This window comes from Streptomyces sp. ADI95-16, from assembly GCF_003721495.1.
GTDB lineage: Bacteria > Actinomycetota > Actinomycetes > Streptomycetales > Streptomycetaceae > Streptomyces > Streptomyces goshikiensis.
This window is the reverse complement of the sequence record NZ_CP033581.1, coordinates 6,516,457-6,537,228: the sequence shown is the minus strand read 5'-3', so window position 1 is coordinate 6,537,228 and position 20,772 is coordinate 6,516,457. Positions and strand designations below refer to the sequence as shown.

Below are 20,772 nucleotides of genomic sequence, written 5' to 3'. Positions count from 1 at the left end.
TCCCCCAGGAGCACCCGTGACGATCACCTCTCCCTCCCTCGGCAGCTCGGAGGCGTGGACCGACGCCAGGCTGCTGTTCGCGCTGGAAGAGGTGGTCGAAAAGGAGCTCAACCGGCACCTGAAGATCACCAAGGACTGGATGCCCCACGAGTACGTCCCGTGGAGCGACGGCCGGAACTTCCCGGGCTTCTTCGAGGACGGTGAGGCCTGGGACCCGGAGCAGTCCAAGGTCACCGAGATCGGCAAGATCGCGCTGGTCGTGAACCTCCTGACCGAGGACAACCTCCCCAGCTACCACCACGAGATCGCGACGCTCTTCGGGCGCAACGGCGCCTGGGGCACCTGGGTGCACCGCTGGACCGCCGAGGAGGGCCGTCACGGCATCGTGATGCGCGACTACCTCCTCGCCTCGCGCGCCGTGGACCCGGACAAGCTGGAAGCGTTCCGGATGCAGCACATGTCGGAGGGCTTCGAGTCCGACAACCGGCACTCGATGCTGCACTCGGTCGCGTACGTGGCCTTCCAGGAGCTCGCGACCCGCATCTCGCACCGCAACACCGGCCACCAGTCCGGTGACCCGGTCTGCGACCGGATGCTCGCCCGCATCGCGCAGGACGAGAACCTGCACATGGTCTTCTACCGCAACCTGCTGGGCGCGGCCTTCGAGCTCGCCCCGGACCTCACCATGGAGGCCGTGCGCGACGTCGTGGTCAACTTCCGGATGCCCGGACACGGCATGCCCGGCTTCGAGCGCATGGCGGCGCAGATGGCGATCGGCGGGGTCTACAACCTGCGGATCCACCACGACGACGTGCTGAGCCCCGTGATCCGCTTCCTGAAGATCATGGACATCGACGGCCTGGGCCCCGAGGGTCTGAAGGCCCAGGAGGAGCTCGGCCTGTTCATGAACGGCCTGGACTCCGAGGCCAGCAAGTTCGACGAGCGCCTCGCCGCCCGCGCGGCGCGCATCGCGGCCCGCAAGGGCTGAGCGTCGCCTGACGCCCTGACCGGATTCCGCTCCCCCGGGCGGGTGACGACGATTGCCCTGGCAGAGCCCCGCTCTGCCAGGGTTTCGCGTCATGACGTTCCTCCAGGTGGACATCGACCAGCTGGCCCGTTTCTCGCGCGCCCTCGACTCCTCGCTGACCTCCCTGCGGGAGGCGCGGAGCGCGCTGAGCCACGTACGGGCCGACCAGCTGGGCACGGCCGACCTCGACGCGGCCTGCGACGGCTTCCAGGAGAGATGGTCGTACGGCACGAGTGAGCTGGCCAAACGCATCAAGACGGTGCGCGAGGGCGTGAAGACCAGTGCCGTCGAGCACGCGGAGCTGGAGGCGGCCATCCGCGCGGCCTTCCTCAAGGCGGGCGGCGGGCGTACGTGACCCACTCCCCCGCACTGGGCTTCGACCCGGCCCCCGGCAACCCGGCCGCCGTCCTCACCCTGGCGAAGAAGCTCCTGGCCTCGGCGAACTCCCTCGGGGAGGCCTCCCGCGTGGTCGACGCCCTCGCCTCGAACAGCAGCGGCTGGCAGGGCGAGGCCGCCACCGCCTTCCGGGCCTCGCTGTCGCGGGACCTGCCGCGCTACCTGCGCTCGGCGCACACCTCCCTCGCGGAGGCGGCCCGCCGGCTCACCGCGTGGCACGACACCCTGGTCGCGCACCGCGCGCTGGCCGCCCGCTACGAGTCCCAGGCCGCCGCGGCCACGACGGAGCCCGCCCTGGCCGACGCGCGGCGGCTGGCGCGGGAACTGGCCGCGGAACACGCGGCGGCCGCGGGCCGCGTCGCGAAGACGCTGAACGCGGCGGCGGACCGCCTGGCCCCGAAGGAGCCGGGCGTCTTCGCCTCGCTCTGGCAGAAGATCACGGAAGACCCGGCGGACGCCCTGTCGAACGCCTCGGCCATCCTGGGCGCGGCCGGGGCGGGCCTGTCCCTGTTCTGCCCGCCGGCGGGCCTGGCGGTGATGCTGGTGGCCGGCGGGCTGTCCCTGGCGGCCCTGGGGACGCACGTCGCCGACCCGAAGTTCCGGAAGTCCCTGACGGACGGGGTCACCAAGGGCGAGTTCGACGCGGACTTCTGGAAGGCGGGGGTCACGCTCCTCGGCGACACCGCGGGCACCGTCCCGGGCGTGGCGGCGGTCGCCGCGGGCGCGAAGGCCGGCACCCTGGCCGCCCGCGCGGCCCTGACCGCCGCCCCCGAAGCCAGCGCCCTCTCGGGCCTCACCGAAGGCGCCACCACCTTCGGCCGCACCACCTGGTCGACGGCCGACGATTTACGCCAGGTCGAGAACCCCCTCACCGCGTGGACGCTGCGAACGTCGAGTCAAGACGTGAGAGACCGGGTCGGCGTGGGGATCGCGACCGTTGGCGCCGCGACAGCCACCGGCGACTACATCACCGACGACGAAACGGTGGAGCACGCCTCCACAGCGGTTGATGGCGTGCGCGGCGCGCTGGACGACGCCCCTTCCGCCGGTGCGAAGACGTCCCACCTCTGGTCGGTGATGAGGCCGTGATGCCCCCTGTCTGGTTCCGGCTCCCGCCAGGCTTCCACGACATCGGGCCAGGTGACCGGACCGCGATGGACGAAGTCACCGACGCCCTGGGCAGTACCGAGGCCCAGGAGCAGCTGAGCTGGCTCATGGATCGCCTCGATGAGCTCGCCGAGCACCACGTCGTTCACACTGCGATCGGACTGCATCCCGACGAACCAGTCGGTGTTTGCGCGTCGTTGTTCTCCCTGGCCGTCCACCGGACGGATCACGACAACCCTCGGGTCGCGGTGGCACGGACCGCCCTGGCCATGGCCGGGCCCGAGCCACGCCCGGGGTCGACCCGCCGGTTCCTGGACCTGCCCTCGTCGCTTCCCTGCTGCCTGATTACCGGAACCATCGCCGCCCCAGGATCGGAGCAGCCGGTATTTCAAGCCAGGGTCGCCGTGGCCCATGCGGAGAGTCCGTACATCGTCGTCCTTGGCCTCACCAGCGCGTCACTTCAGCACGCGGAGGCGTATACCGACATCCTCGAAGCGGTCACCCACACCGTCGGCTTCACCGACCCCGGCTCCAGCCCCCATCGCGCGGCACGGCCTTCGCGCATTTCGGAGGTGCTCTTGTGACGCTCCTGCTCGCCAAGGTGGCATGGGACCACCCCCCTACCGTCATCGGATACAAGCGACTGGTCCACCGCCGGGTGGCCACGGTGGTGGGCCTTGGCGTCCCTTTCCTGTGTGCCTGCGCCTGCCTGAATTTCCACCTCGCGCAGAAGGCCGCGGTCGTGTTCCTCTTGAGCACGATCGGCTTCCTTCCCTGGCTCCCCTGGGCTGTTGTCGCCTACTTCCGGCGTCATCGCGTCGCAGCCGTGCTGAGGTCCTACCCCTGGACGGAGCTGCCCTGCCTGCATCCGACTCGCGCGACGGGAAGTCCCGCGACCGTCGTCATCGTCTTCCGCGAGGACTTCGCCCCGCTGTTCCGGATCATCCCCTTCCCCGTCCTGCTCGCGGACCGGGAGAACGACCACCCCGGTCTCATCTGGTTCGCGGGGGATCCTCGGTTCGGTGGGGTGGTTTCGCCCGTCGGGGGGCATCGGCCCGTGCGGGTCGTGCTCGACAAGGGGGCCGGGCGGGAGTGGGGTGGCGGGGATGACGCGCTCGCGCTGAGGGTCGGGTTGATGCGGCGGAGCGGGAAGGCCACGCAGACCTGATCAGTCGCGCGGGCGCAGCGCCAGGCGTTCGGATTCCGACAGGCCGCCCCAGACGCCGAAGCGCTCGTCGTTCGTCAGGGCGTACTCCAGGCACGCCGCCCGCCCCTCGCACGCGCCGCACAGCCGCTTCGCGTCGCGCAGCGAGGAGCCCGGCTCCGGGAAGAAGAACCCCGGGCCGGTCTGGGCGCACAGGGCGAGTTCGTACCAAGCGGGGGCGGCGCTGGTCGTCGGCCGCTCACTCGTGTTCATCGACATGCGGCGAGCCTGTCCGCCGCCGATGGACGTCCTATCAACACCTGATCAACACGCGTTCACGCGCGGCGCCTCGCCCGCCCTCCGTTCGACCCCTCCGAGCATCGCACCCGCCACTGACAGTGGGGTGTCTTACACCTCGCCCAGCCACTCCTCCACGGCTGCGAAGTCCGCTTCCGTCAGGCCGTGGTGGGCATCGACCCGGTGGAGGAGGGCCGGTGCGGGGTGGGTTGCCGAGACCCAGGCGCGGTCGGCCTCGGTGAGTTCGTCGTCGAGCCAGACGAACGGGCGGCCCGCGGCCCAGGTGATCAGGGACGGGGTCTTCCAGTGCAGCCCGGGGTGGGGGCGCGGCTCATCGGAGTCCGGCCAGTGGACCACGGGGAGGGCCGGGAGGCCGAGTCGGGGTGCGACGCTGTCGTTCGCGTCATCCGTCCACGTCGTGGCCCATACGAGATCGCACCCCAGCGCCGCCAGGCGTGGCCCGTGGGCGGGGTTGACGCCGGGTGAGGTGGGGTCGTTCGGTACGTCGGGTACCCGTCGGGGAGTCGGCGCGGGCTGGCTCCGAAGGGGATGAGTGGTCCGTCCACGTCCAGGAAGAGAAGGGTGCTCAGGGCTCAGTCCTTGTGTTTGGCTCGGCTGGGCTGGACCCGTTTGGGTTCGCCCGGCATCTTCGGGTAGTCCGGCGGATAGGGCATGTCGCCCAGGCCGTGGTCGTGTTCGTGCCGGTCGGCGAGTTCCAGTACGGCGTCCAGCGCGAAGGCGTGCTCGTCCATGTCCGCGTGCAGATCGCCCAGTTCGGCGAAGCGGGCCGGCATCGTGACGATGTCGAAGTCCCGCGGCTCCGCGTCGTCGACCTCTTCCCAGCGCAGTGGGGCCGACACCGGCGCGTGCGGGCGGGGCCGGACCGAGTAGGCGGAGGCGATGGTGCGGTCGCGCGCGGTCTGGTTGTAGTCGACGAAGATCCGCTCGCCGCGCTCCTCCTTCCACCAGGCCGTGGTGACCTTGCCCGGCATCCGGCGCTCCAGTTCCCGGCCCAGGGTGATCGCGCACCGCCGGACCTCGGTGAAGGTCCAGCGCGGGGCGATCGGCACGAACACGTGCAGCCCCCGGCCGCCGGAGGTCTTGGGCCAGCCGCGCAGGCCCAACTCCTCCAGCACCGTCCGCAGTTCGTGGGCGGCCGCCACCGCGTGGTGGTAGTCGGTGCCCGGTTGCGGGTCCAGGTCGATGCGCAGCTCGTCCGGCCGGTCGGTGTCCTCGCGCCGCACCGGCCAGGGGTGGAAGGTGAGGCACCCGAGGTTGGCGGCCCACAGGACGGCGGCCGGTTCGGTCGGGCAGATCTCATCGGCCGTTCGCCCGCTCGGGAAGGCGATGTGGGCGGTCGGAATCCAGTCGGGCAGGTTCTTGGGAGCGCGCTTCTGGAAGAAGGACTCGCCCTCCACCCCGTCCGGATAGCGTTCCAGGGTCGTGGGGCGGTCGCGCAGGGCGCGGGTGATGCCCGGCGCGACCGCCAGGTAGTACTCGGCCACGTCCCTCTTGGTGAGCCCGCGCTCGGGGAAGTAGACCTTGTCCGGGTTGGACAGTCGTACCGCCCGCCCTCCGGCGTCGAGCTCGATCGCATTACCGGCAGCACCCATGTGCGCCACGTTAGGCGCGCCCGGCGTGGCGCGCATACCGGGCGGGTCCGGACGTACCGCCGCAGAATCTCAGGTATGGATCTGCCGGTGATGCCCCCTGTGAAGCCGATGCTCGCCAAGTCCGTGACCAAGATCCCGCCGGGCATGCAGTACGAGGCCAAGTGGGACGGCTTCCGGGCCATCGTCCACCGCGACGGCGACGAGGTCGAGATCGGCAGCCGCACCGGGAAGAGCCTGACCCGGTACTTTCCCGAGCTGGTGGTGGCGCTGAAGGAGAACCTGCCCGCCCGCTGCGTCGTGGACGGCGAGATCGTCATCGTGCGGGGCGGGCGGCTCGACTTCGACCGGCTGACCGAGCGGATCCATCCCGCCGCCTCCCGCGTGAACATGCTCGCCGAGACGACCCCGGCCAGCTTCGTCGCCTTCGATCTGCTCGCGCTCGGCGACGAGGCACTCCTCGACACCCCGCTCGCGGACCGCCGCAACGCGCTCTCCCAAGCCCTTTCCACCGCTCGGCCCCCCGTTCATCTCGCGCCCGCGACCACCGACCCCGCGCTCGCGCGGGAGTGGTTCGAGCGGTTCGAGGGCGCCGGGCTCGACGGGGTGATCGCCAAACCCCTCGATCTCCCCTACCGACCCGATGCCCGTCTCATGTTCAAGATCAAGCACGAGCGTACGGCCGACGTCGTCATCGCGGGTTTCCGTTTCCACAAGAGCGGTCCGATTGTCGGATCGCTGCTGCTCGGGCTGCACGACACGCACGGCGCGCTCCAGCACGTGGGCGTCTGCGCCGCCTTCCCCATGAAGCGCCGAGCCGAGCTGGTGGCCGAGCTCGAACCGCTGCGGATGCCGGATCCCGAGGGCCATCCGTGGGCGGCCTGGGCCGAGGAGTCCGCGCACGAGAGCGCCAGGCTGCCGGGCGCGCAGAGCCGCTGGACCGGCAAGAAGGACCTGTCGTGGGTGCCGCTGCGGCCCGAGCGGGTCTGCGAGGTCGCGTACGACCACATGGAGGGCGACCGCTTCCGGCACACGGCCCAGTTCCGCCGGTGGCGGCCCGACCGGGCGCCGGAGAGCTGTACGTACGCCCAGCTGGAGGAGGTCGTCGGCTACGACCTCGCCGACGTGCTCGGCCGGCCCGGCCCACCGACGGGCTGACGCGGCGGCCGCGGACGGCGGACGGCGGACAGCGACCGGCCGGCGGACGGCAACCGGCCGGCGCCCGCGGTCAGCCCGCCGTCAGCTTCTCCCACTCCGCCCGCTCCGGGCCCACCGCGTTCGGCTCGTAGTCCGGCCGCGCTGCCAGCCAGCGCGCCACCCGGGCCCTGACCTGCGGATCCGCGTACGCCCGCGCCGGCGGGTCGGCCAGGTGCCGGACCCTGGCCCGCGCCCGCATCACCTCCGGGTCCTCCAGCGCGCACTCGAAGAGCGCGGCCACCTCGCGCGCCGTCCCCGCCCGCCCGGCGCGGGTCGCGAAGCGATCGCCGATGGCCCCGTCGGCGACGACCTGGTAGTCGAACCAGGGCTTCAGGGTGCGCACCGCCCAGTCGTGGTACTCGGCGGCGAACCGCGCCGACCCCGGGTCGTTCCCCGCCGTACGGGCCACCCTGCGCGCGGCCCACAGCGCGAGCGAGGTGCCCTGGCCCAGCGTCGGGTTGGTGTGGGCGATGGCGTCCCCCACGGGCACCAGACCGGTCACGACCGGGCCCCGCTCGTCGACCAGGGAACTCCAGCGATTGTCGAGGCTCGCGGTGGCCAGTACGTCGGACAGCGGCTCGGCGTCCAGCGCCAGCCAGGCCGCACCGGGCGGGAAGGCCCGGGCGGCGGCCTCGAACACGGCCGGGTCGCGCAGTGCGGAGCGGGTGGTGTCCTCCGTGTGCACGAACAGGGTCACCGCGAACACCCGGTTGTCCGCCGGGAAGACCGCGCAGCCGGCGAAGGCGCCGCCGGTGACCGTCCACGGCCGGCGCGGGCCCTCCGTCAGTCCGGCCGGCAGCCGGTACCAGCGGCAGAAGTAGGCGAGCCCGGTCCGGTGCCGCTCCACGACGGGCGGCCGGCAGCCCGCCGCGGTCAGCCAGCGCTCGACGCCGCCGCGCCGGCCGCCCGCGTCCACGACGAGGTCGCCCTGGTGGGCGCCGGACGAGGTGGTCACCCCGGTCACCCGGACGCCGGGGGCGGTGGTGAGCCCGGTGACCGGCTCCCCGTACCGCGTGACCACGCCCGGTTCGCCGCGCAGGGCGGTGGCCAGCGCGCTCTCCAGTACGATCCGCCGCGCCTGGAGCATGACGAGGTCCTCGTCGCCCGGGCGCGCGGGCGGCCGTACGTCGAACCAGTCCAGCTCGTGCCGCTCGCGGGCCCCGAGCCGGAGCATCTCCGCGTGGACGTCGGGCAGATCGTCACGCAGCACGTTGCGCGCGGCGCCGAGCAGCGCGTGGGGCTGGGTGGCCTGCGGTACGGCCGGACGGCGCCAGCCGAAGAAGTCGCGGTCCAGGGCGGTGCCGGGGGCGCGGGTGTCCCGCTCGAAGAGCTCGGCGGTGTGTCCCTGGCGGACCGCGAGCAGCGCGGTGGCCAGGCCTCCGACTCCTCCGCCGACAACCAGCACATGTGCCATTGCGCCCCCTTGAGCCGACAAGCCGCCGCCGCGTCGATACGTAGATGCGCAGATACGCAGATACGCAGATACGCAGATACCCATTCGCGCCGTACGACGATCGCACCGCTCAGAGCCTGCACGGGCGCGGCCCGGCCGAAACCCGCACACCCGTCCGAGGACCGGGCTCCTAGACCGCCCGTCCCCCGGCGCGGTGCGCTTCGAGCGCGCTCCGCGTATCCGCCGCGACCAGGTCGGTGTTGATCGCCGCCGCCGCGTGCACGCCCTGGGCAGCCGCGCCGGCCAGCTGCTCCAGCGGGGCCGTCACATTGCCCGCCGCCCACACCCCGGCGAGGGCGGTGGCGCCCGTCGCCGGATCGGAATCCACACAGGTGCCGATCACCTGGCCCTCCCGCACCAGGTCGGTGGTGGGCAGGCCGAGGCCGGTCAGCACCCCGGAGCGGGCGGTGAAGCGGGGGGCCACGACCAGCGCCCGGCACCCGGCGGTCGCGCCGCCGGCGAGGGTGACCCCGGTGAGCCGGTCCTCGGCGACCGTCAGGCCGGTGACCTCACCCTCCACCACCTCGACGCCCCGGGCGGCCAGCAGCTCCCGGTCCTCGTCGGTGAGGTGCCAGGTGTGAGCCAGCAAGGTGACGTGTGCGCTCCACTGCCGCCAGAGCTGCGCCTGATGCACCGACACCGGCCCGGTGGCCAGTACGGCGAGCGGCTGGTCCCGGACCTCCCAGCCGTGGCAGTACGGGCAGTGCAGCACGTCCCGCCCCCAGCGCGCCCCGAGGCCGGGCAGGGCGGGAAGCTCGTCCACCAGACCGGTGGCGACCAGCAGCCGCCCCGCCCGGACCGTGGAGGCGTCCCCGCAGCGGACCAGGAAGCCCCCGTCCGGCAGCCGGTCGGCGGCGATGGCCGTACCGGCCGCCCCGGAGCGGATCTCGGCGCCGTACCCGGCCACCTCCGCCCGCCCCCGAGCCAGCAGATCCGCTGGGCTCGCGCCGTCATGGCCGAGGTAGCCGTGCAGGTGCGCGGCGGGGGCGTTGCGGGGGCTGCCGGAGTCGAGCACCAGCACCGAGCGGCGGGCCCGGGCCAGGGTCAGCGCCCCGGCCAGCCCGGCGGCGCCGCCGCCCACGACCACTACGTCGAAGTACCTCGTCATCGCGTTGTCCATGGCCCCGAGGGTGTGCCGGAGAGGCGCCTCTTGACAAATGGACTTGCCGAACCGGCAAATGGAGTCATGGCCACCCCCGAGCAGGACGAAGAGCTGGCGGACGTACTCACCGCCGTGGGCCCGCGACTGCGCGCGCTGCGCCAGCAGCGCGGCACGACACTGGCGCAGCTCAGCGAGATCACCGGAATCTCGCTCTCCACCCTGTCCCGGCTGGAGTCCGGACAGCGCCGCCCGACCCTGGAGCTGCTGCTTCCGCTCGCGAAGGCGCACCGGGTGGCGCTCGACGAGCTCGTCGGCGCGCCGGAGACGGGCGATCCCAGGATCCGGCCGCGGCCCTTCGTCCGGCACGGCAGCACGTACGTGCCGCTGACCCGGCACTTCGGCGGGGTGCACGCCTTCAAGACGATCATGCCGCCCGTCGACGGCTCGGCGCCGCTGCCCGAACTGCGGGTGCACGAGGGCTACGAGTGGCTGTACGTGCTGTCCGGGCGGGTACGGCTGCTGCTGGGCGAGCACGACCTGGTGCTCAGCGCCGGGGAGGTGGCCGAGTTCGACACGCGGACCCCGCACGCGTTCTTCAACCCGGGACCCCGGACGGCGGAGTTCCTCAGCCTGTTCGGGCCGCAGGGCGAGCGGATCCACGTACGGGCGAGGCCCCGCGGCGGCGCCGCCGACACCCCGGGCGGTGCCGCGGCATCCGAATCCCCGTCCGAAGCCGCCCTGCCCGAATCCTCCACGGAAGGACCCTGATGACCAGCAGCGCCGACGACCACTCCTACGACCACCCCGGCCGCCCCGCCGTGCGCGCCGTCCCGCAGCCGAACGCCGTGGTCGGCGTCGGGCTGATCGTGGTCGGTGCGGACGGCCGGATCCTGCTCGGCCAGGCCCACGACGGCCGCTGGGAGCTGCCCGGCGGCAAGGTGGACCCCGGGGAGGGCTTCGAGCAGGCCGCGGCCCGCGAGCTGACCGAGGAGACGGACCTCCGGGTGGCGCCGGAGGCCGTCGAGGTCTTCACCGTCCAGCTCGCCCCGGACTCCGACGCGGTGACCCGGCTGACGGCGGGCGCGGTCACCCACGCCGCGGAGGGCCGGCCGGCCGTCACCGAGCCGCACAAGATCGCGCGGTGGGAGTGGTTCGGCCCGGCCGGACTGCCGCCGGAGCTGTACGCCCCGTCGGCGGCGGTACTGCGCGCCTGGCGGCCGGGACTGCCGGGCCTGCCGGAGGCGCCGTCGTACGACTACCGCACCGACGGCACGGCCTGACCCCCGCCGCCCCCGCCACGCCCGCCGGCCCCTGACCCCCGCCGCCCCCGCCACGCCCGCCGGCCCCGACACCCGCCGACCCCGCCCGCCCCCTCGGCCGTAGGGCCCCCGCCCCGACCCCCGCCGGCCCTACGACCGCGGGGCCGGGGCGTTGGCGAAGTGGCCCTCGCGGAGGTCTTCCGCCAGGAGGCGCTTCGCGATCGCGTCGGCCGCCACCCGCAGTTGCGCGCCGCTCGGGCGGCCCCGGTCCTTCTCCAGCCTGTCCCCCAGCCACGTCGCCCACGCCCGCGAGATGACCCCCGCCTCCCGCTGCCCCGCCGCGGTGAGCGCCACGTAGCCGTTCTCCCAGGTCAGGTACCCCTCCTCCGCCATCCGGTCGAACACCGGGAGCAGCACCTCCGGCGGCACCGACCGGCGCGCGGCGATCGCGACGAGGCTCGCGTGCCCGACGGTCCGGATCAGCTGGTCGACCTGCATCACCGCCCACGCGCCCCCGATGTCCAGCCGGGTGTCCGAGCCGTTCACGATCGCCCGCGCCTCTTGCGGCCCCATGTTCCGTACGAGCTTGCCCACCGCCAGTTCCAGCAGCTTCGCCGAGTCCGCCGAGGTGGTGGCCGGCGAGGTGAAGCCGTCGATGTCCGTCGACCCGGCGCGCGCGCTGTCGCGCAGCTTGACCTGCTTGAGGAACAGCCCGACGACGAACCCGAACAGCGCCACCGGCACGGTCCAGAGGAACACCGTGTGCAGCGCGTGCGCGTACGCGTCGATGATCGGTCCCGCCGCCTCCGGGCCGAGGCGGTGCACCCCGTCCGGGCTCGACGCCGCCTTCGCCAGCAGCGCCGGGTCCTGTCCGGTGCGGCGCGCCGCCTCCGCCACGCCCGCCTTCAGCGCGGGCCCCAGGCTGTTGGCGTAGATCGTCCCGAACACCGCGGTCCCGAAAGCGCTGCCGAGCGTACGGAAGAAGGTGACCCCGGAGGTGGCCGTGCCGAGGTCGGCGTAGTCCACGGTGTTCTGCACGGCGATCGTCAGCACCTGCATGGACAGGCCGATGCCCGTGCCCAGCACGAACATGTACAGGGACTCCAGCCACGCGCTCGTCCCCGGCCGCATCGTCGACAGCAGGAACAGGCCGGCGGCCATGACCGCGCAGCCCACGACGGGGAAGATCCGGTACCGGCCGGTCCTGCTGGTGACGGTGCCGCTGAACACCGAGGCGATCAGCAGCCCGAAGACCAGCGGCAGGGTCCGTACGCCCGAGACGGTGGCCGAATCCCCGTCCACGTACTGGAGGTAGGTCGGCAGGAAGGTCATCGCGCCGAGCATCGCGAACCCGACGACGAAGCTCAGGACGGAGCACACCCCGAAGACCGGGGTCCCGAAGAGCCGCATCGGCAGCATGGGCTGCTCGGCCCGCGTTTCGACCAGGCAGAACAGTGCCAGCGCGAGCACTCCGGCCACGAACAGGCCGATGATCACCGGCGAGCCCCAGGCGTACGCGTTCCCGCCCCAGCTGGTGGCCAGGATCAGCGCGCTGGCGCCGATCGCGACCATGGTGATGCCCAGGTAGTCGATGACCGGCTTGCCCTCGGCCCGCACCGACGGGATGGTCCGGGCGGCCGCGATGACGACGAGGATGGCGATGGGTACGTTGACGTAGAAGCACCAGCGCCAGGTCAGCTGGTCGGTGAACAGTCCGCCCAGCAGCGGCCCGATCACGGTGGCCACGCCGAAGACGGCGCCGATCAGGCCCTGGTACTTGCCGCGTTCGCGCAGCGGCACCACGTCGGCGATCAGCGCCATCGCGGTGACCATCAGACCGCCGGCGCCGACGCCCTGCACGCCCCGCCACACGATGAGGAAGGTCATGTTGGGGGACAGCCCGCACAGGAACGAGCCGCTGATGAAGACGATCGCCGAGATCTGGAAGATCAGTTTCCGGCCGAAGAGGTCACCGAACTTGCCCACCAGCGCCGTCGACACGGTCTCGGCGAGCAGGTAGGAGGTCACCACCCACGACATGTGGTCGCCGCCGCCGAGGTCGGCCACGATCGTGGGCAGCGCGGTGCCCACGATCGTCTGGTCGAGCGCCGCGAGCAGCACGCCCAGCATGATCGTGCCGAAGATGACGTTGCGCCGCCGTCGGTCGATCACGGGTGGCGCAGGGGCTGCCGCGGTCGCTGTGGTCACATCTGGCACTCTCACAGCGCCCCTGCGGCCCCGCATGCCGCGCGGGACCGTACGAGTGACCCGTGGCCGCGATCAGCGCAGGTAGGCGAGGCCCGGGTGGTCGGCGGCGTACGCGTCGAGGAGCCGTCGGGCCACGGCGACCGAGTCGACCAGCGGGTGCAGCGCGAAGGCCTTGACGGCGTCCGCGCGGGAGCCGCTCGCCGCGGCCGCGAGGACCTCCCGCTCGACGGCCTTGACGGACGTCACCAGCCCCACCGCGTGCAGCGGGAGCGGAGCGACCCCCACCGGGTGGGCGCCGTTGGCGTCGACCAGGCACGGCACCTCGATCACCGCCTCCGCGTCGAGCACGGACAGGGTCGGGCCGTTGCGCACGTTGAGGATCAGGGTGGCCCGCTCGTCGCGGGCGATGGCCCGCATCAGCGCGAGGGCGACCTGTTCGTAGCCGCCCGGCTCCAGGTCGCTCTCCTCGCGTGCGCCGACGCCCGCCACCTCGCGGTTCTCGGCCATGTACGTGGCTTCGCGCTCGGCCCGGGTCCGGTCCCAGGCGGCCAGCGCCGCCCCGGCGGGGCGCCCCGGCCGTCCGGCCTCGGCGTAGAAGCCGCGCTGCTGTTCGCGCAGGAAGGCGCCGCGGGTCTGCTTGACCTCCTGGTACGCCCGTACGGTGTCGCGGTTGAAGTAGTAGTAGTGCAGGTACTCGTTCGGGATGGCGCCCAGCGACCGCAGCCAGTCCGCCCCGAAGAGCCGCCCCTCCTCGAAGGACTCCAGCGCCACCGGGTCGGCCAGCAGCCGGGGCAGCTGGTCGTGGCCGCCGACGCGCAGCCCGCGCAGCCAGCCCAGGTGGTTGAGGCCGACGTAGTCGATCCAGGCCTCCTCGGGGCGGGCGCCGAGCAGCCGGGCGACGCGCCGCCCGAGCCCGACCGGCGAGTCGCAGATCCCGATCACCCGGTCGCCCAGTTCCCCGGCCATCGCCTCGGTGACCAGCCCGGCCGGGTTCGTGAAGTTGATGACCCACGCCTCGGGTGCGACGCGCGCGATGGTCCGGGCGATCGCCCGGGCGACCGGCACGGTCCGCAGGCCGTAGGCGATGCCACCGGCGCCGACCGTCTCCTGGCCCAGCACTCCCTCGGCCAGGGCGATGCGCTCGTCCGCGGCGCGCCCCTCCAGGCCGCCGACGCGGATGGCGGAGAAGACGAAGTCGGCCCCGCGCAAGGCCTCGTCGAGGTCGGTGGTGGCGGTGACGGCCGGGGCGTCCGCGACGCCGTCGGCCTGGTCGGCGAGCACCCGGGCCATGGTGGTGAGGCGGCCGGGATCCTCGTCGTAGAGCGTCACATGCGACACCCGGCCCTCGGCCCGGTCGCCGAGCAGTGCTCCGTACACGAGCGGTACCCGGAATCCGCCCCCGCCGAGGATGGTCAGCCGCACGCCCCTACCGCCCTTTCACCAGTGCCACGATCGGCGTCACGATCCGCGACGTCGACCGGTGCCACGATCCGCGACAGCCGACCCTCGGCGGCCGGCCCGCGCGGCACCTTCCCTCAGGGCTCCAGTGTCCCCCGCCGGGTCACTCCCCCAGCGGCGGCACGGCGCGCAGCCGGCCCTGCGGCCGGTTCTCGATGCCGGCCCCGCCGTGCACCGGTCCGGCCGGTACGCCCTGCGGCGCCGAGAGGATCAGGGTGACCCGGGTGAACCCCATGCCCTCCAGCATGCGGCTGGATTCGGCCACCATCCGGCAGCGCACCAGACCCCAGCGCGGGTCGGGGTGGCGGACGCTGCGCACCGCCCCGTCCTGCTCCGCGGCCTCGGACCCGTGGGTGGTCAGCCAGTGCGGCACCCCGTAGCGGTAGGCCGCCTCCATGAACGGGTCCCGGGCCACCTCCTGGCGGATGCTGCGCAGGCCCTCGTCGTCCGGGGAGGCCGCGAGCGCGGTCGCGAACTGGGCCAGGAGCGGGACGCACCAGGCCGGTTCGTGGTCCTCCAGCACGGCGGCCGCGTCCGGGTGGAACAGCACGAAGCGCAGGAAGTTGTCGTCCGGGAGGGCGGTCGGGTGCGGGCGCACCGTCTGGAAGAGCCGGTCGAACGCCGAGTTGGTGAGGGCGACGTCCCAGCGGTGGTCCACCAGGAAGCTCGGGTACGGAACGGCTTCCATCAGGGCCGCGTAGTCGCACAGGTAGTCCCGCTGGGCGGGGTCCTCGGGCAGCCGGCTCTCCTCGGCCGCGCGCCAGGTCGGCGGGGGGTCGCGATCGACCATGACGCGGAAGAGCCAGAAGCACTGCCGCTCGCTCATCTCCAACGCCTCGGCCAGGGCGAGCAGTTTGCGGTCCGTCCACTCCTTGACCAGGCCGCGTTCCCAGTTTCCGTAGGCGCGCACGCTGATGCGCAGGCGTGCGGCGACGTCTTCCTGGCTCAGCCCCAGCTCTTCGCGGCGCTGGCGCAAAATCTCCTTGCGTCGCTCCGACCGCACTGCGCCTCGTACGGACTCCTCGCCCGCCAGGCGTTCCTCACCGGCTTGGGCGAGGTCATCGGACGGGCCCACCGCTGCGAGATATGGCACCGAGAGCTCCCCCTCCTCACGGTCTGGATCTTCATTTCCGTGTGGCGATCCTGCTACCGACCTCATTCGAGTGTCAACTATTGTGGCAATTCAAGCCTCTTGACAGCTTATTCGCGCCACAGCTGTGGCAACTTCTGGCCCTCCGGATGCAGACCGGATAGATTCCATGGGCCGACCATGTGCCCGTACCGACCTCGCGCGATCTAGGAGAACCACTGGTGACAGACGGCTTCCCGGCTCCCGTCGCGGCGGCCAACGCGCCCCTGGCAGCCACCGTCACGCGCGTCGCCGAACTCGCGGGCAAGATGGGCCGCGACCTGAACCAGGTCTTCGACCTGCGACGGCTCTCCGACGCCTCCGGGGTCCCCACGGACGTGGTCAAAACCCTGCTGGACGGCCGCCCGGCCGGCGAACCCGATCTCCAGACCCGCTTCCTCCAGCGCCTCGACCTGCTGCGGCGCACCCGGGTCAAGCCCAACGGCCGCCGCTACACGCAGCAGGAGATCGCGGACGGCGCCGGCATGTCCCGGCAGCAGGCAGGCGCCCTGATCAACGGCGACCGCCGCCCCACCATGGAGCACTGCGACGCCATCCAGCGCTTCTTCGGAGTGCACGCGGGCTTCCTCACCGCCCACGACGCCGACGCCCTCACCGACGCCCTCCAGCGCACCGAGCAGCAGCTGCTCCAGGACTTCGCGGGGCGCGAGCGGCAAACCGCACCCGCCGCGCCCGCTTCGACGGGCGATCCACTGGCAAGACTCCTCCAGAACCACGGTGTACGGGGCATCGCCTGGCGCGCCGCCCAACTGCCCAGCGACAAGCACCGGGACAAGGTGACCGAATGGCTGGACATGCTGCTCGAAAGCGTAAAACCGAACGAATAGGGACCCAGTCGAAAGTCTGGGTCTGATCCTTGAATCCTGATCCGGATCCGCGCCGACGGGGAGAACGGTGAGCATAGGCAGAGCGCAGCGGCGGTTGTGCGGGGAGCTGGTGGCCGGCATCAAGCTGGCCGCCCCCGTGGAGCCAGTGGACCTCTACGCCGCCCTCTGCGAGGGCATGAGCAGACACCGCGGCCGCCGGGTGGACTTCCGGATGGCCGCGTTCCCACCCGGAACGGCCAGCGGTCTGTGGCTCGACATGGCGGACCGCGATCTCGTGGTCATCGAGGAGCGCACGGCACCGGACCACCAACTGGTCATCCTCGGACACGAGCTGTGGCACATGAAGGCCGGCCACTGCAGCCACCACGTCGACGGCGCCGCCGTCGCCGCCCGGCTGCTCTCCGACGGGGCCGACCTCGGCGAGACGGTCCGCCGGGTCGCCGCGCGCACCCGCGCCGACGTCTCGGAGGAGACCGAGGCCGAGTCCTTCGGCTTACTGCTGGGCAGCCGGTGCCGGAGCTGGCTGGCCGGATCCGCCGGCCATCGGGCGCCGGCCCAACGCGACCAGCTGGCCGGCCGGATCGAAACCTCACTCGGCTACCGGGGGCACAGGACCGAACGTTGAACGGACAGGACTACTACATCCCGGCGGCCGCGATGGCGGTGTCACTCGCGTGCAAGCTGCCGGCGCTCCGCAACAGCTGGCGCGATCCGCTCCAGCGTTCGGTGTGTGTCCTGCTCGTCCTCGCCACGGCGGTCTTCACGTTCGCCGCTCCGCCCACGATCCACGCCGTCAACCGCCTGACCGGGATCCCCAACGTCTCGGCCCCGCTCGTCTACTGCCTGATGACCCTGTTCAGCGCCTCCTGCCTGGTGCTGATCGTCAACTGGCGGGGCGGGCCGCCGGAGGAGACCCGGCGGACCTCCCGCCGCTGGATCCTCGGCTACTCCGCCGTCGCCGCCGTGCTCGTCGTCCTGTTCGTCCTCGGGGACGCCCCGCGGGAGCGGCTGCGCGACTTCGACACGTACTACGCGAACACCCCGTACATCCGGACCCTGATCGCCCTCTACCTGCTCGCCCACAGCGTCGCGGCGCTGACGATGTCGGCGATGTGCTGGCGCTGGTCCCTCCAGGTGCACGGCTGGCTGCGCGTCGGCCTGATGATCATCGTGTGCGGGTACGGGTTCAGCCTCGCCTACGACGCCACCAAGTTCACCGCGGTCGTCGCCCGCTGGACCGGGAACGACCTGGACGACCTGAGCACCTTCGTCGCCCCGCCGCTCGCCTCGGCGGGCGCGCTCGTCAGCGCCGTCGGCTTCGTGCTCCCGCTGGTCTGCCAGCGGCTCTCGGACAGCTGGCAGACCTGGGCGACGTACCGCAGGCTCGGCGCGCTCTGGCAGGAGGTGCACGGCGCCGCGCCCGCCGTCGCGCCCGCCGTGCGGATGTCCTGGTGGACGCCGGCCGAGATCCGGGTGATCCAGCGGGAGTCGGACATCCACGACGGGTTCCTGCACCTGGGCCCGTACTTCGACACGGACCACCGGGACGGTGCCTACGGGCGCGCCCTCGCCGACGGCGCGGACGAGGAGACGGCCCGCGCGATCGCCGACGCCGCGATGGTCGCGGCCGCCGTGAAGGCGCGCTCCGCGGACCCGGAGGGCGAGGCGATCGAGGCCGGCGAGGGCGGCGGCGAGGCGCCGGAAACCGCCGCCGGGGCGCGCGATCTCGTCCGGATCTCCCACGCGCTGCGGCATTCGCCGCTGGTGGCGGCGGTGCGTCAGCGGGCGGCGGTCACCGTCACCGCCGGGAACAGTTCTTCGAACGGCCCCGCCGAATCGAGTCCGTTCCGGCCGTAGGGTGCGTCGAAGCTCCACACCATGAACAGCAGGAACACGATCAGGGCGCTGAACAGACCGGCGAGCAGCAGCTCCCGGCCGGAGCGGCGGATCTGCAGCGTGAAGATCAGCCCGACGGTCACCACCCCGCCCACCAGCAGCCCCACCCACACCACGCTCGGCAGGGTGGACTCCGAGCTCTGCGTCCGTGAGTGCCGGGCGTCGTCGGCGACGGCGATGTGGTCCAGCAGCGGCTGGTAGGCCTGGGCCTGGATCTCGCTCGTGGGGCTCTGGTGGGTGACGTCGGTGCGCAGTTTGGACAGCAGCACGCCGCCTTCGGCGGAGGCGGCCTCGCCGGCGGTCAGCCGCGGCCAGTCCACGTTGACGGTGTGGGAGACGTAGGCGCTCACCTCGTCCCGCATCCGGTCGCGGACGGGGGCCGGGTAGACGTCGGCGCGCTGGGTGACCTCGTACAGCGCCTGGGCCTCGCGGCGCACGTCGTCCTCGGCGGTGCCGCGCGCCTCCCAGACTCCGGCGATGGCGAGGCCCAGCACGATCGCGTAGACCACGCCGACCATCATCGTCATGTACTCGATGACGTCGGGCGTTTCGCTGGTGTCCTCGTCTTCGGCGACGCGGCGGTGCCGGATCGCGGTGAAGGTGAGGACGAGGGCGCAGACGAGCGCCATGGCGATGGCCAGGACCAGCCATTGGGACACGAGGGTTCTCCCGTTTGTGGATCGGTGGTGTGCGGCGTCAGCGCCGGCTCTTGCCGCGGGGGCGGAGCGCGGCGGCCGCGAGGACGGCCGGGGTGGTGACGACGGTCATGAGCATCACGGTGGACAGACCGCCCGGGCCGCGCCGCTCCAGGGCCGTCGCGTGGTACGGGCGCACGTGGAACCGCGCCACCCTGGCGACGGCCGGCGCGGGCGGGGCGGTGATCTCCGCGGCCTCCGGTGCGGGCACCGCCCGGGGTTCCGCCGCGGGTGCCGGCGCCTTGGCCCCGCCCGGCCGGGCGGCCACGGCCGCGCGCCCGGGGTGGTGGACGGTCGGCCGCGCGGCGGCGGGCACGGTCACCCGTACCGGAGGCCGGGCGGGTGGCGGCGGCCCGGCGGGGGGCGCGGAGGGCGCCGGCGGCGGTACGGGCGTCGGCGGCGGGGTCGGCACGCAGGCGTCGGCGGGGGCCGCGCCGGCGGGGGCCGCGCCGGCGAACGTGCTGCCGCCGGTACCGCCACCGGCCGCGGCGCCGTACCCCTCGCCCGCGACCGCCACCTGGGCCTGCAGCGGGCAGAGCGCCGCCACCAGGCCCGCCCCGGCGAGGTACTGCCAAGCGGTCGCCACACGTCCTCCCGTTTCCGCCGCAGATGGTGGGGTTACGTCTGAAGAAACGATCACGGCAGCCCTTCGATACGCGTCAGACAGGTCAAGATCCCTGGTCCGAGGGGTCACTTTCGGCCACCGGTGGAGCTAGGTTGCCGGGATGGAGGAGTGGGAGCGCTGGGAGCGGCGGGTGCAGACGGCCGCGCATCCCGTGGCGTACCGGCTGGTGCGGGCGGTCGCGGCCCGCGGCCCGGTGGTGCGGGTGCCCCGGGTCGGGGTGGTGGTGAGCGACGCCCGGGTGGCCCGGGAGGTGCTCCTGGACACCGGGGCGTACACGAAGACCGGGCCGGGGGCGGCGGCCGGGCTGTGGACCCCGGTGCTGGGCCCGCGCACGCTGATCACCCTGGAGGGCGCCGAGCACGCGGAGCTGCGCCGGCGGCTGGGCGGCCTGTTCACACCGGGGTACGTGGCGGCGGTGTGCGAGCGGGTGCTGCGCGCCCCGCTCGCGGACCTGGAGCGGCGGCTGGCGGCGGGCGCGGAGGTGGACCTCGTACGGGTCGTCCGGGACGGGGCCGCCGGGGTGATCCGCGAGCTGGTCGGGATGCCGCCCGGCGGGGCCGGTTTCGCCGAGGCCTCGGCGGCGGTGTCGGCCGTACGGCTGTGGCGGACGACGCTGACCGGGCGTCAGACGGAGCGGGCCCGGGCGGCGCTGGCCCGGCTCACCGAGGCGGCGGTGGCCGCGTACCGGGCCGGGGACGAGTCCACGGCGGCGGGGCGGCTGCGCGCGCTGGGGCTGGACGAGGCGGAGGCGCGGGGCGCGGTCGGGCTGTTCCTGCTGACCGGCACGGAGACGCTGGTCTCCTTCGTGCCGCGGCTGGTGGCGCTGGCCCATGACACGGGGCGCGGGCCGGACCGGATCACGGACGCGCTGGTGGAGGAGGCGCTGCGGGTGACGTCACCGACGCCGGTGATGCTGCGCAGCGCGGCCCGGGCGGGCCGGATCGGGGGTGTCCGGGTGGCGGCCGGGGAGCGGGTGGTGATCGCCACGCTGCTGTGCGCGCGGGCGTACGGGCCGTTCGCGCCGGAGCGGAACGCGGCGGAAACGGCCGAGCTGCGCCGGCTCTGGTTCGGGGCGGGGCCGCACTTCTGCCTGGGGATGCCGCTGGCGATGGCGGAGGTCCGGGCGGTGGTCGGGGCGCTGCGGGGCTTCCCGGAGCTGTCGATAGCCGGGCGGCGTCCGGCGCGGGGGGTGCTGGTCCCCTCGTACGCGCGGCTGCCGGTGCGCGCCCGCGCCGGGGCCGTTCCCCGGGGCCGGGAACGGCTCCGGAAACCGGACCGGCGCCGCCGGTGACGGGCGGCGGCGGGCGGGCGGCCGGGTCCC

Annotated in this window: 21 protein-coding genes and 1 pseudogene; 12 read left to right on the top strand and 10 right to left on the bottom strand. The window is 73.2% G+C overall.

All coding sequences use genetic code 11. The features are described from left to right. Positions 1 to 16: 16 nt before the first annotated feature. From EES41_RS29180 to EES41_RS29160, 5 genes are all read left to right on the top strand, one after another. Positions 17 to 988: an acyl-ACP desaturase gene (locus tag EES41_RS29180; protein ID WP_123080997.1), complete on the top strand. Its 972-nt coding sequence runs from the start codon at positions 17 to 19 to the stop codon at positions 986 to 988. Positions 989 to 1,079: 91 nt separating this feature from the next. Beyond that, a complete protein-coding gene (locus EES41_RS29175) occupies positions 1,080 to 1,382 on the top strand; it encodes a hypothetical protein (RefSeq protein WP_123080996.1) in 303 nt (100 codons plus the stop codon). Beyond that, positions 1,379 to 2,512: a hypothetical protein gene (locus EES41_RS29170; RefSeq protein WP_123080995.1), complete on the top strand. Its 1,134-nt coding sequence runs from the start codon at positions 1,379 to 1,381 to the stop codon at positions 2,510 to 2,512. Before EES41_RS29175 ends, EES41_RS29170 begins: the two co-directional genes overlap by 4 nt. Positions 2,513 to 2,577: 65 nt before the next feature. Further along, complete coding sequence (locus tag EES41_RS29165) at positions 2,578 to 3,114, top strand: hypothetical protein (RefSeq protein WP_164495968.1); 537 nt, start codon at positions 2,578 to 2,580, stop codon at positions 3,112 to 3,114. Beyond that, entirely contained in the window at positions 3,111 to 3,698 is a 588-nt protein-coding gene (locus EES41_RS29160) for a hypothetical protein (RefSeq protein ID WP_123080993.1), read from the top strand. The genes EES41_RS29165 and EES41_RS29160 overlap by 4 nt, the downstream gene beginning before the upstream one ends. Here the strand turns inward: EES41_RS29160 and EES41_RS29155 are convergent, their stop codons facing one another. The 3 genes and pseudogenes from EES41_RS29155 to ligD all read right to left on the bottom strand — a co-directional run bounded on the left by EES41_RS29155 (position 3,699) and on the right by ligD (position 5,584). Beyond that, positions 3,699 to 3,953 carry a WhiB family transcriptional regulator gene (locus EES41_RS29155; RefSeq protein ID WP_123080992.1) on the bottom strand — a complete coding sequence of 85 codons (255 nt, stop codon included), beginning with the start codon at positions 3,951 to 3,953 and terminating at the stop codon, positions 3,699 to 3,701. It lies immediately after the preceding gene. A gap of 129 nt (positions 3,954 to 4,082) precedes the next feature. After that, a pseudogene (locus EES41_RS29150) lies at positions 4,083 to 4,561 on the bottom strand (HAD domain-containing protein). A 3-nt stretch (positions 4,562 to 4,564) separates the two neighbouring features. Beyond that, a complete protein-coding gene (ligD, locus tag EES41_RS29145) occupies positions 4,565 to 5,584 on the bottom strand; it encodes a non-homologous end-joining DNA ligase (protein ID WP_174261760.1) in 1,020 nt (339 codons plus the stop codon). 75 nt (positions 5,585 to 5,659) lie between these two features. Here ligD and EES41_RS29140 point away from each other — a divergent pair, with 75 nt between their 5' ends. Further along, the gene (locus EES41_RS29140) at positions 5,660 to 6,739 is read left to right on the top strand and encodes an ATP-dependent DNA ligase (RefSeq protein WP_123080991.1); all 1,080 of its coding nucleotides are present in this window, start codon (positions 5,660 to 5,662) and stop codon (positions 6,737 to 6,739) included. A gap of 70 nt (positions 6,740 to 6,809) precedes the next feature. Here EES41_RS29140 and EES41_RS29135 read toward each other — a convergent pair whose 3' ends face one another. Together EES41_RS29135 and EES41_RS29130 are read right to left on the bottom strand one after the other, a co-directional pair. Continuing rightward, complete coding sequence (locus EES41_RS29135; RefSeq protein ID WP_123080990.1) at positions 6,810 to 8,192, bottom strand: NAD(P)/FAD-dependent oxidoreductase; 1,383 nt, start codon at positions 8,190 to 8,192, stop codon at positions 6,810 to 6,812. Between the two features lie 169 nt (positions 8,193 to 8,361). Beyond that, positions 8,362 to 9,351 carry an NAD(P)/FAD-dependent oxidoreductase gene (locus EES41_RS29130; protein WP_123080989.1) on the bottom strand — a complete coding sequence of 330 codons (990 nt, stop codon included), beginning with the start codon at positions 9,349 to 9,351 and terminating at the stop codon, positions 8,362 to 8,364. Positions 9,352 to 9,417: 66 nt separating this feature from the next. On the opposite strand from EES41_RS29130, the gene EES41_RS29125 reads away from it, so the two are divergent. Then, positions 9,418 to 10,101, top strand: a complete 684-nt coding sequence (locus tag EES41_RS29125; protein WP_123080988.1) for a helix-turn-helix domain-containing protein — start codon at positions 9,418 to 9,420, stop codon at positions 10,099 to 10,101. After that, positions 10,101 to 10,613 (top strand): NUDIX hydrolase, encoded by a 513-nt coding sequence (locus EES41_RS29120; RefSeq protein ID WP_302186172.1) that lies wholly within the window; start codon positions 10,101 to 10,103, stop codon positions 10,611 to 10,613. Before EES41_RS29125 ends, EES41_RS29120 begins: the two co-directional genes overlap by 1 nt. A gap of 129 nt (positions 10,614 to 10,742) precedes the next feature. Here the strand turns inward: EES41_RS29120 and EES41_RS29115 are convergent, their stop codons facing one another. The 3 genes from EES41_RS29115 to EES41_RS29105 form a co-directional block, all read right to left on the bottom strand. Next, complete coding sequence (locus EES41_RS29115) at positions 10,743 to 12,836, bottom strand: MDR family MFS transporter (protein WP_254211599.1); 2,094 nt, start codon at positions 12,834 to 12,836, stop codon at positions 10,743 to 10,745. A gap of 36 nt (positions 12,837 to 12,872) precedes the next feature. Further along, complete coding sequence (locus EES41_RS29110) at positions 12,873 to 14,222, bottom strand: 6-phospho-beta-glucosidase (protein WP_164495967.1); 1,350 nt, start codon at positions 14,220 to 14,222, stop codon at positions 12,873 to 12,875. Between the two features lie 139 nt (positions 14,223 to 14,361). Then, entirely contained in the window at positions 14,362 to 15,351 is a 990-nt protein-coding gene (locus EES41_RS29105) for a helix-turn-helix domain-containing protein (protein ID WP_254211598.1), read from the bottom strand. 218 nt (positions 15,352 to 15,569) lie between these two features. On the opposite strand from EES41_RS29105, the gene EES41_RS29100 reads away from it, so the two are divergent. From EES41_RS29100 to EES41_RS29090, 3 genes are all read left to right on the top strand, one after another. Continuing rightward, positions 15,570 to 16,235 (top strand): helix-turn-helix transcriptional regulator, encoded by a 666-nt coding sequence (locus tag EES41_RS29100; protein WP_008743839.1) that lies wholly within the window; start codon positions 15,570 to 15,572, stop codon positions 16,233 to 16,235. A 67-nt stretch (positions 16,236 to 16,302) separates the two neighbouring features. Next, positions 16,303 to 16,860, top strand: coding sequence for a toxin-antitoxin system, toxin component (locus EES41_RS29095; RefSeq protein ID WP_174261759.1), 558 nt, complete (start codon positions 16,303 to 16,305; stop codon positions 16,858 to 16,860). Then, on the top strand, positions 16,857 to 18,092 hold the full coding sequence (locus EES41_RS29090) for an MAB_1171c family putative transporter (RefSeq protein ID WP_123080985.1): 1,236 nt from the start codon (positions 16,857 to 16,859) through the stop codon (positions 18,090 to 18,092). The genes EES41_RS29095 and EES41_RS29090 overlap by 4 nt, the downstream gene beginning before the upstream one ends. Here EES41_RS29090 and EES41_RS29085 read toward each other — a convergent pair. After that, entirely contained in the window at positions 18,014 to 18,790 is a 777-nt protein-coding gene (locus EES41_RS29085; protein ID WP_123080984.1) for a DUF4239 domain-containing protein, read from the bottom strand. The genes EES41_RS29090 and EES41_RS29085 overlap by 79 nt on opposite strands. 37 nt (positions 18,791 to 18,827) lie before the next feature. Continuing rightward, on the bottom strand, positions 18,828 to 19,412 hold the full coding sequence (locus tag EES41_RS29080) for a hypothetical protein (protein ID WP_123080983.1): 585 nt from the start codon (positions 19,410 to 19,412) through the stop codon (positions 18,828 to 18,830). A 139-nt stretch (positions 19,413 to 19,551) separates the two neighbouring features. Between EES41_RS29080 and EES41_RS29075 the strand changes: the two genes are divergently transcribed. Continuing rightward, positions 19,552 to 20,742 (top strand): cytochrome P450, encoded by a 1,191-nt coding sequence (locus EES41_RS29075; protein WP_123080982.1) that lies wholly within the window; start codon positions 19,552 to 19,554, stop codon positions 20,740 to 20,742. Positions 20,743 to 20,772: the final 30 nt, after the last annotated feature.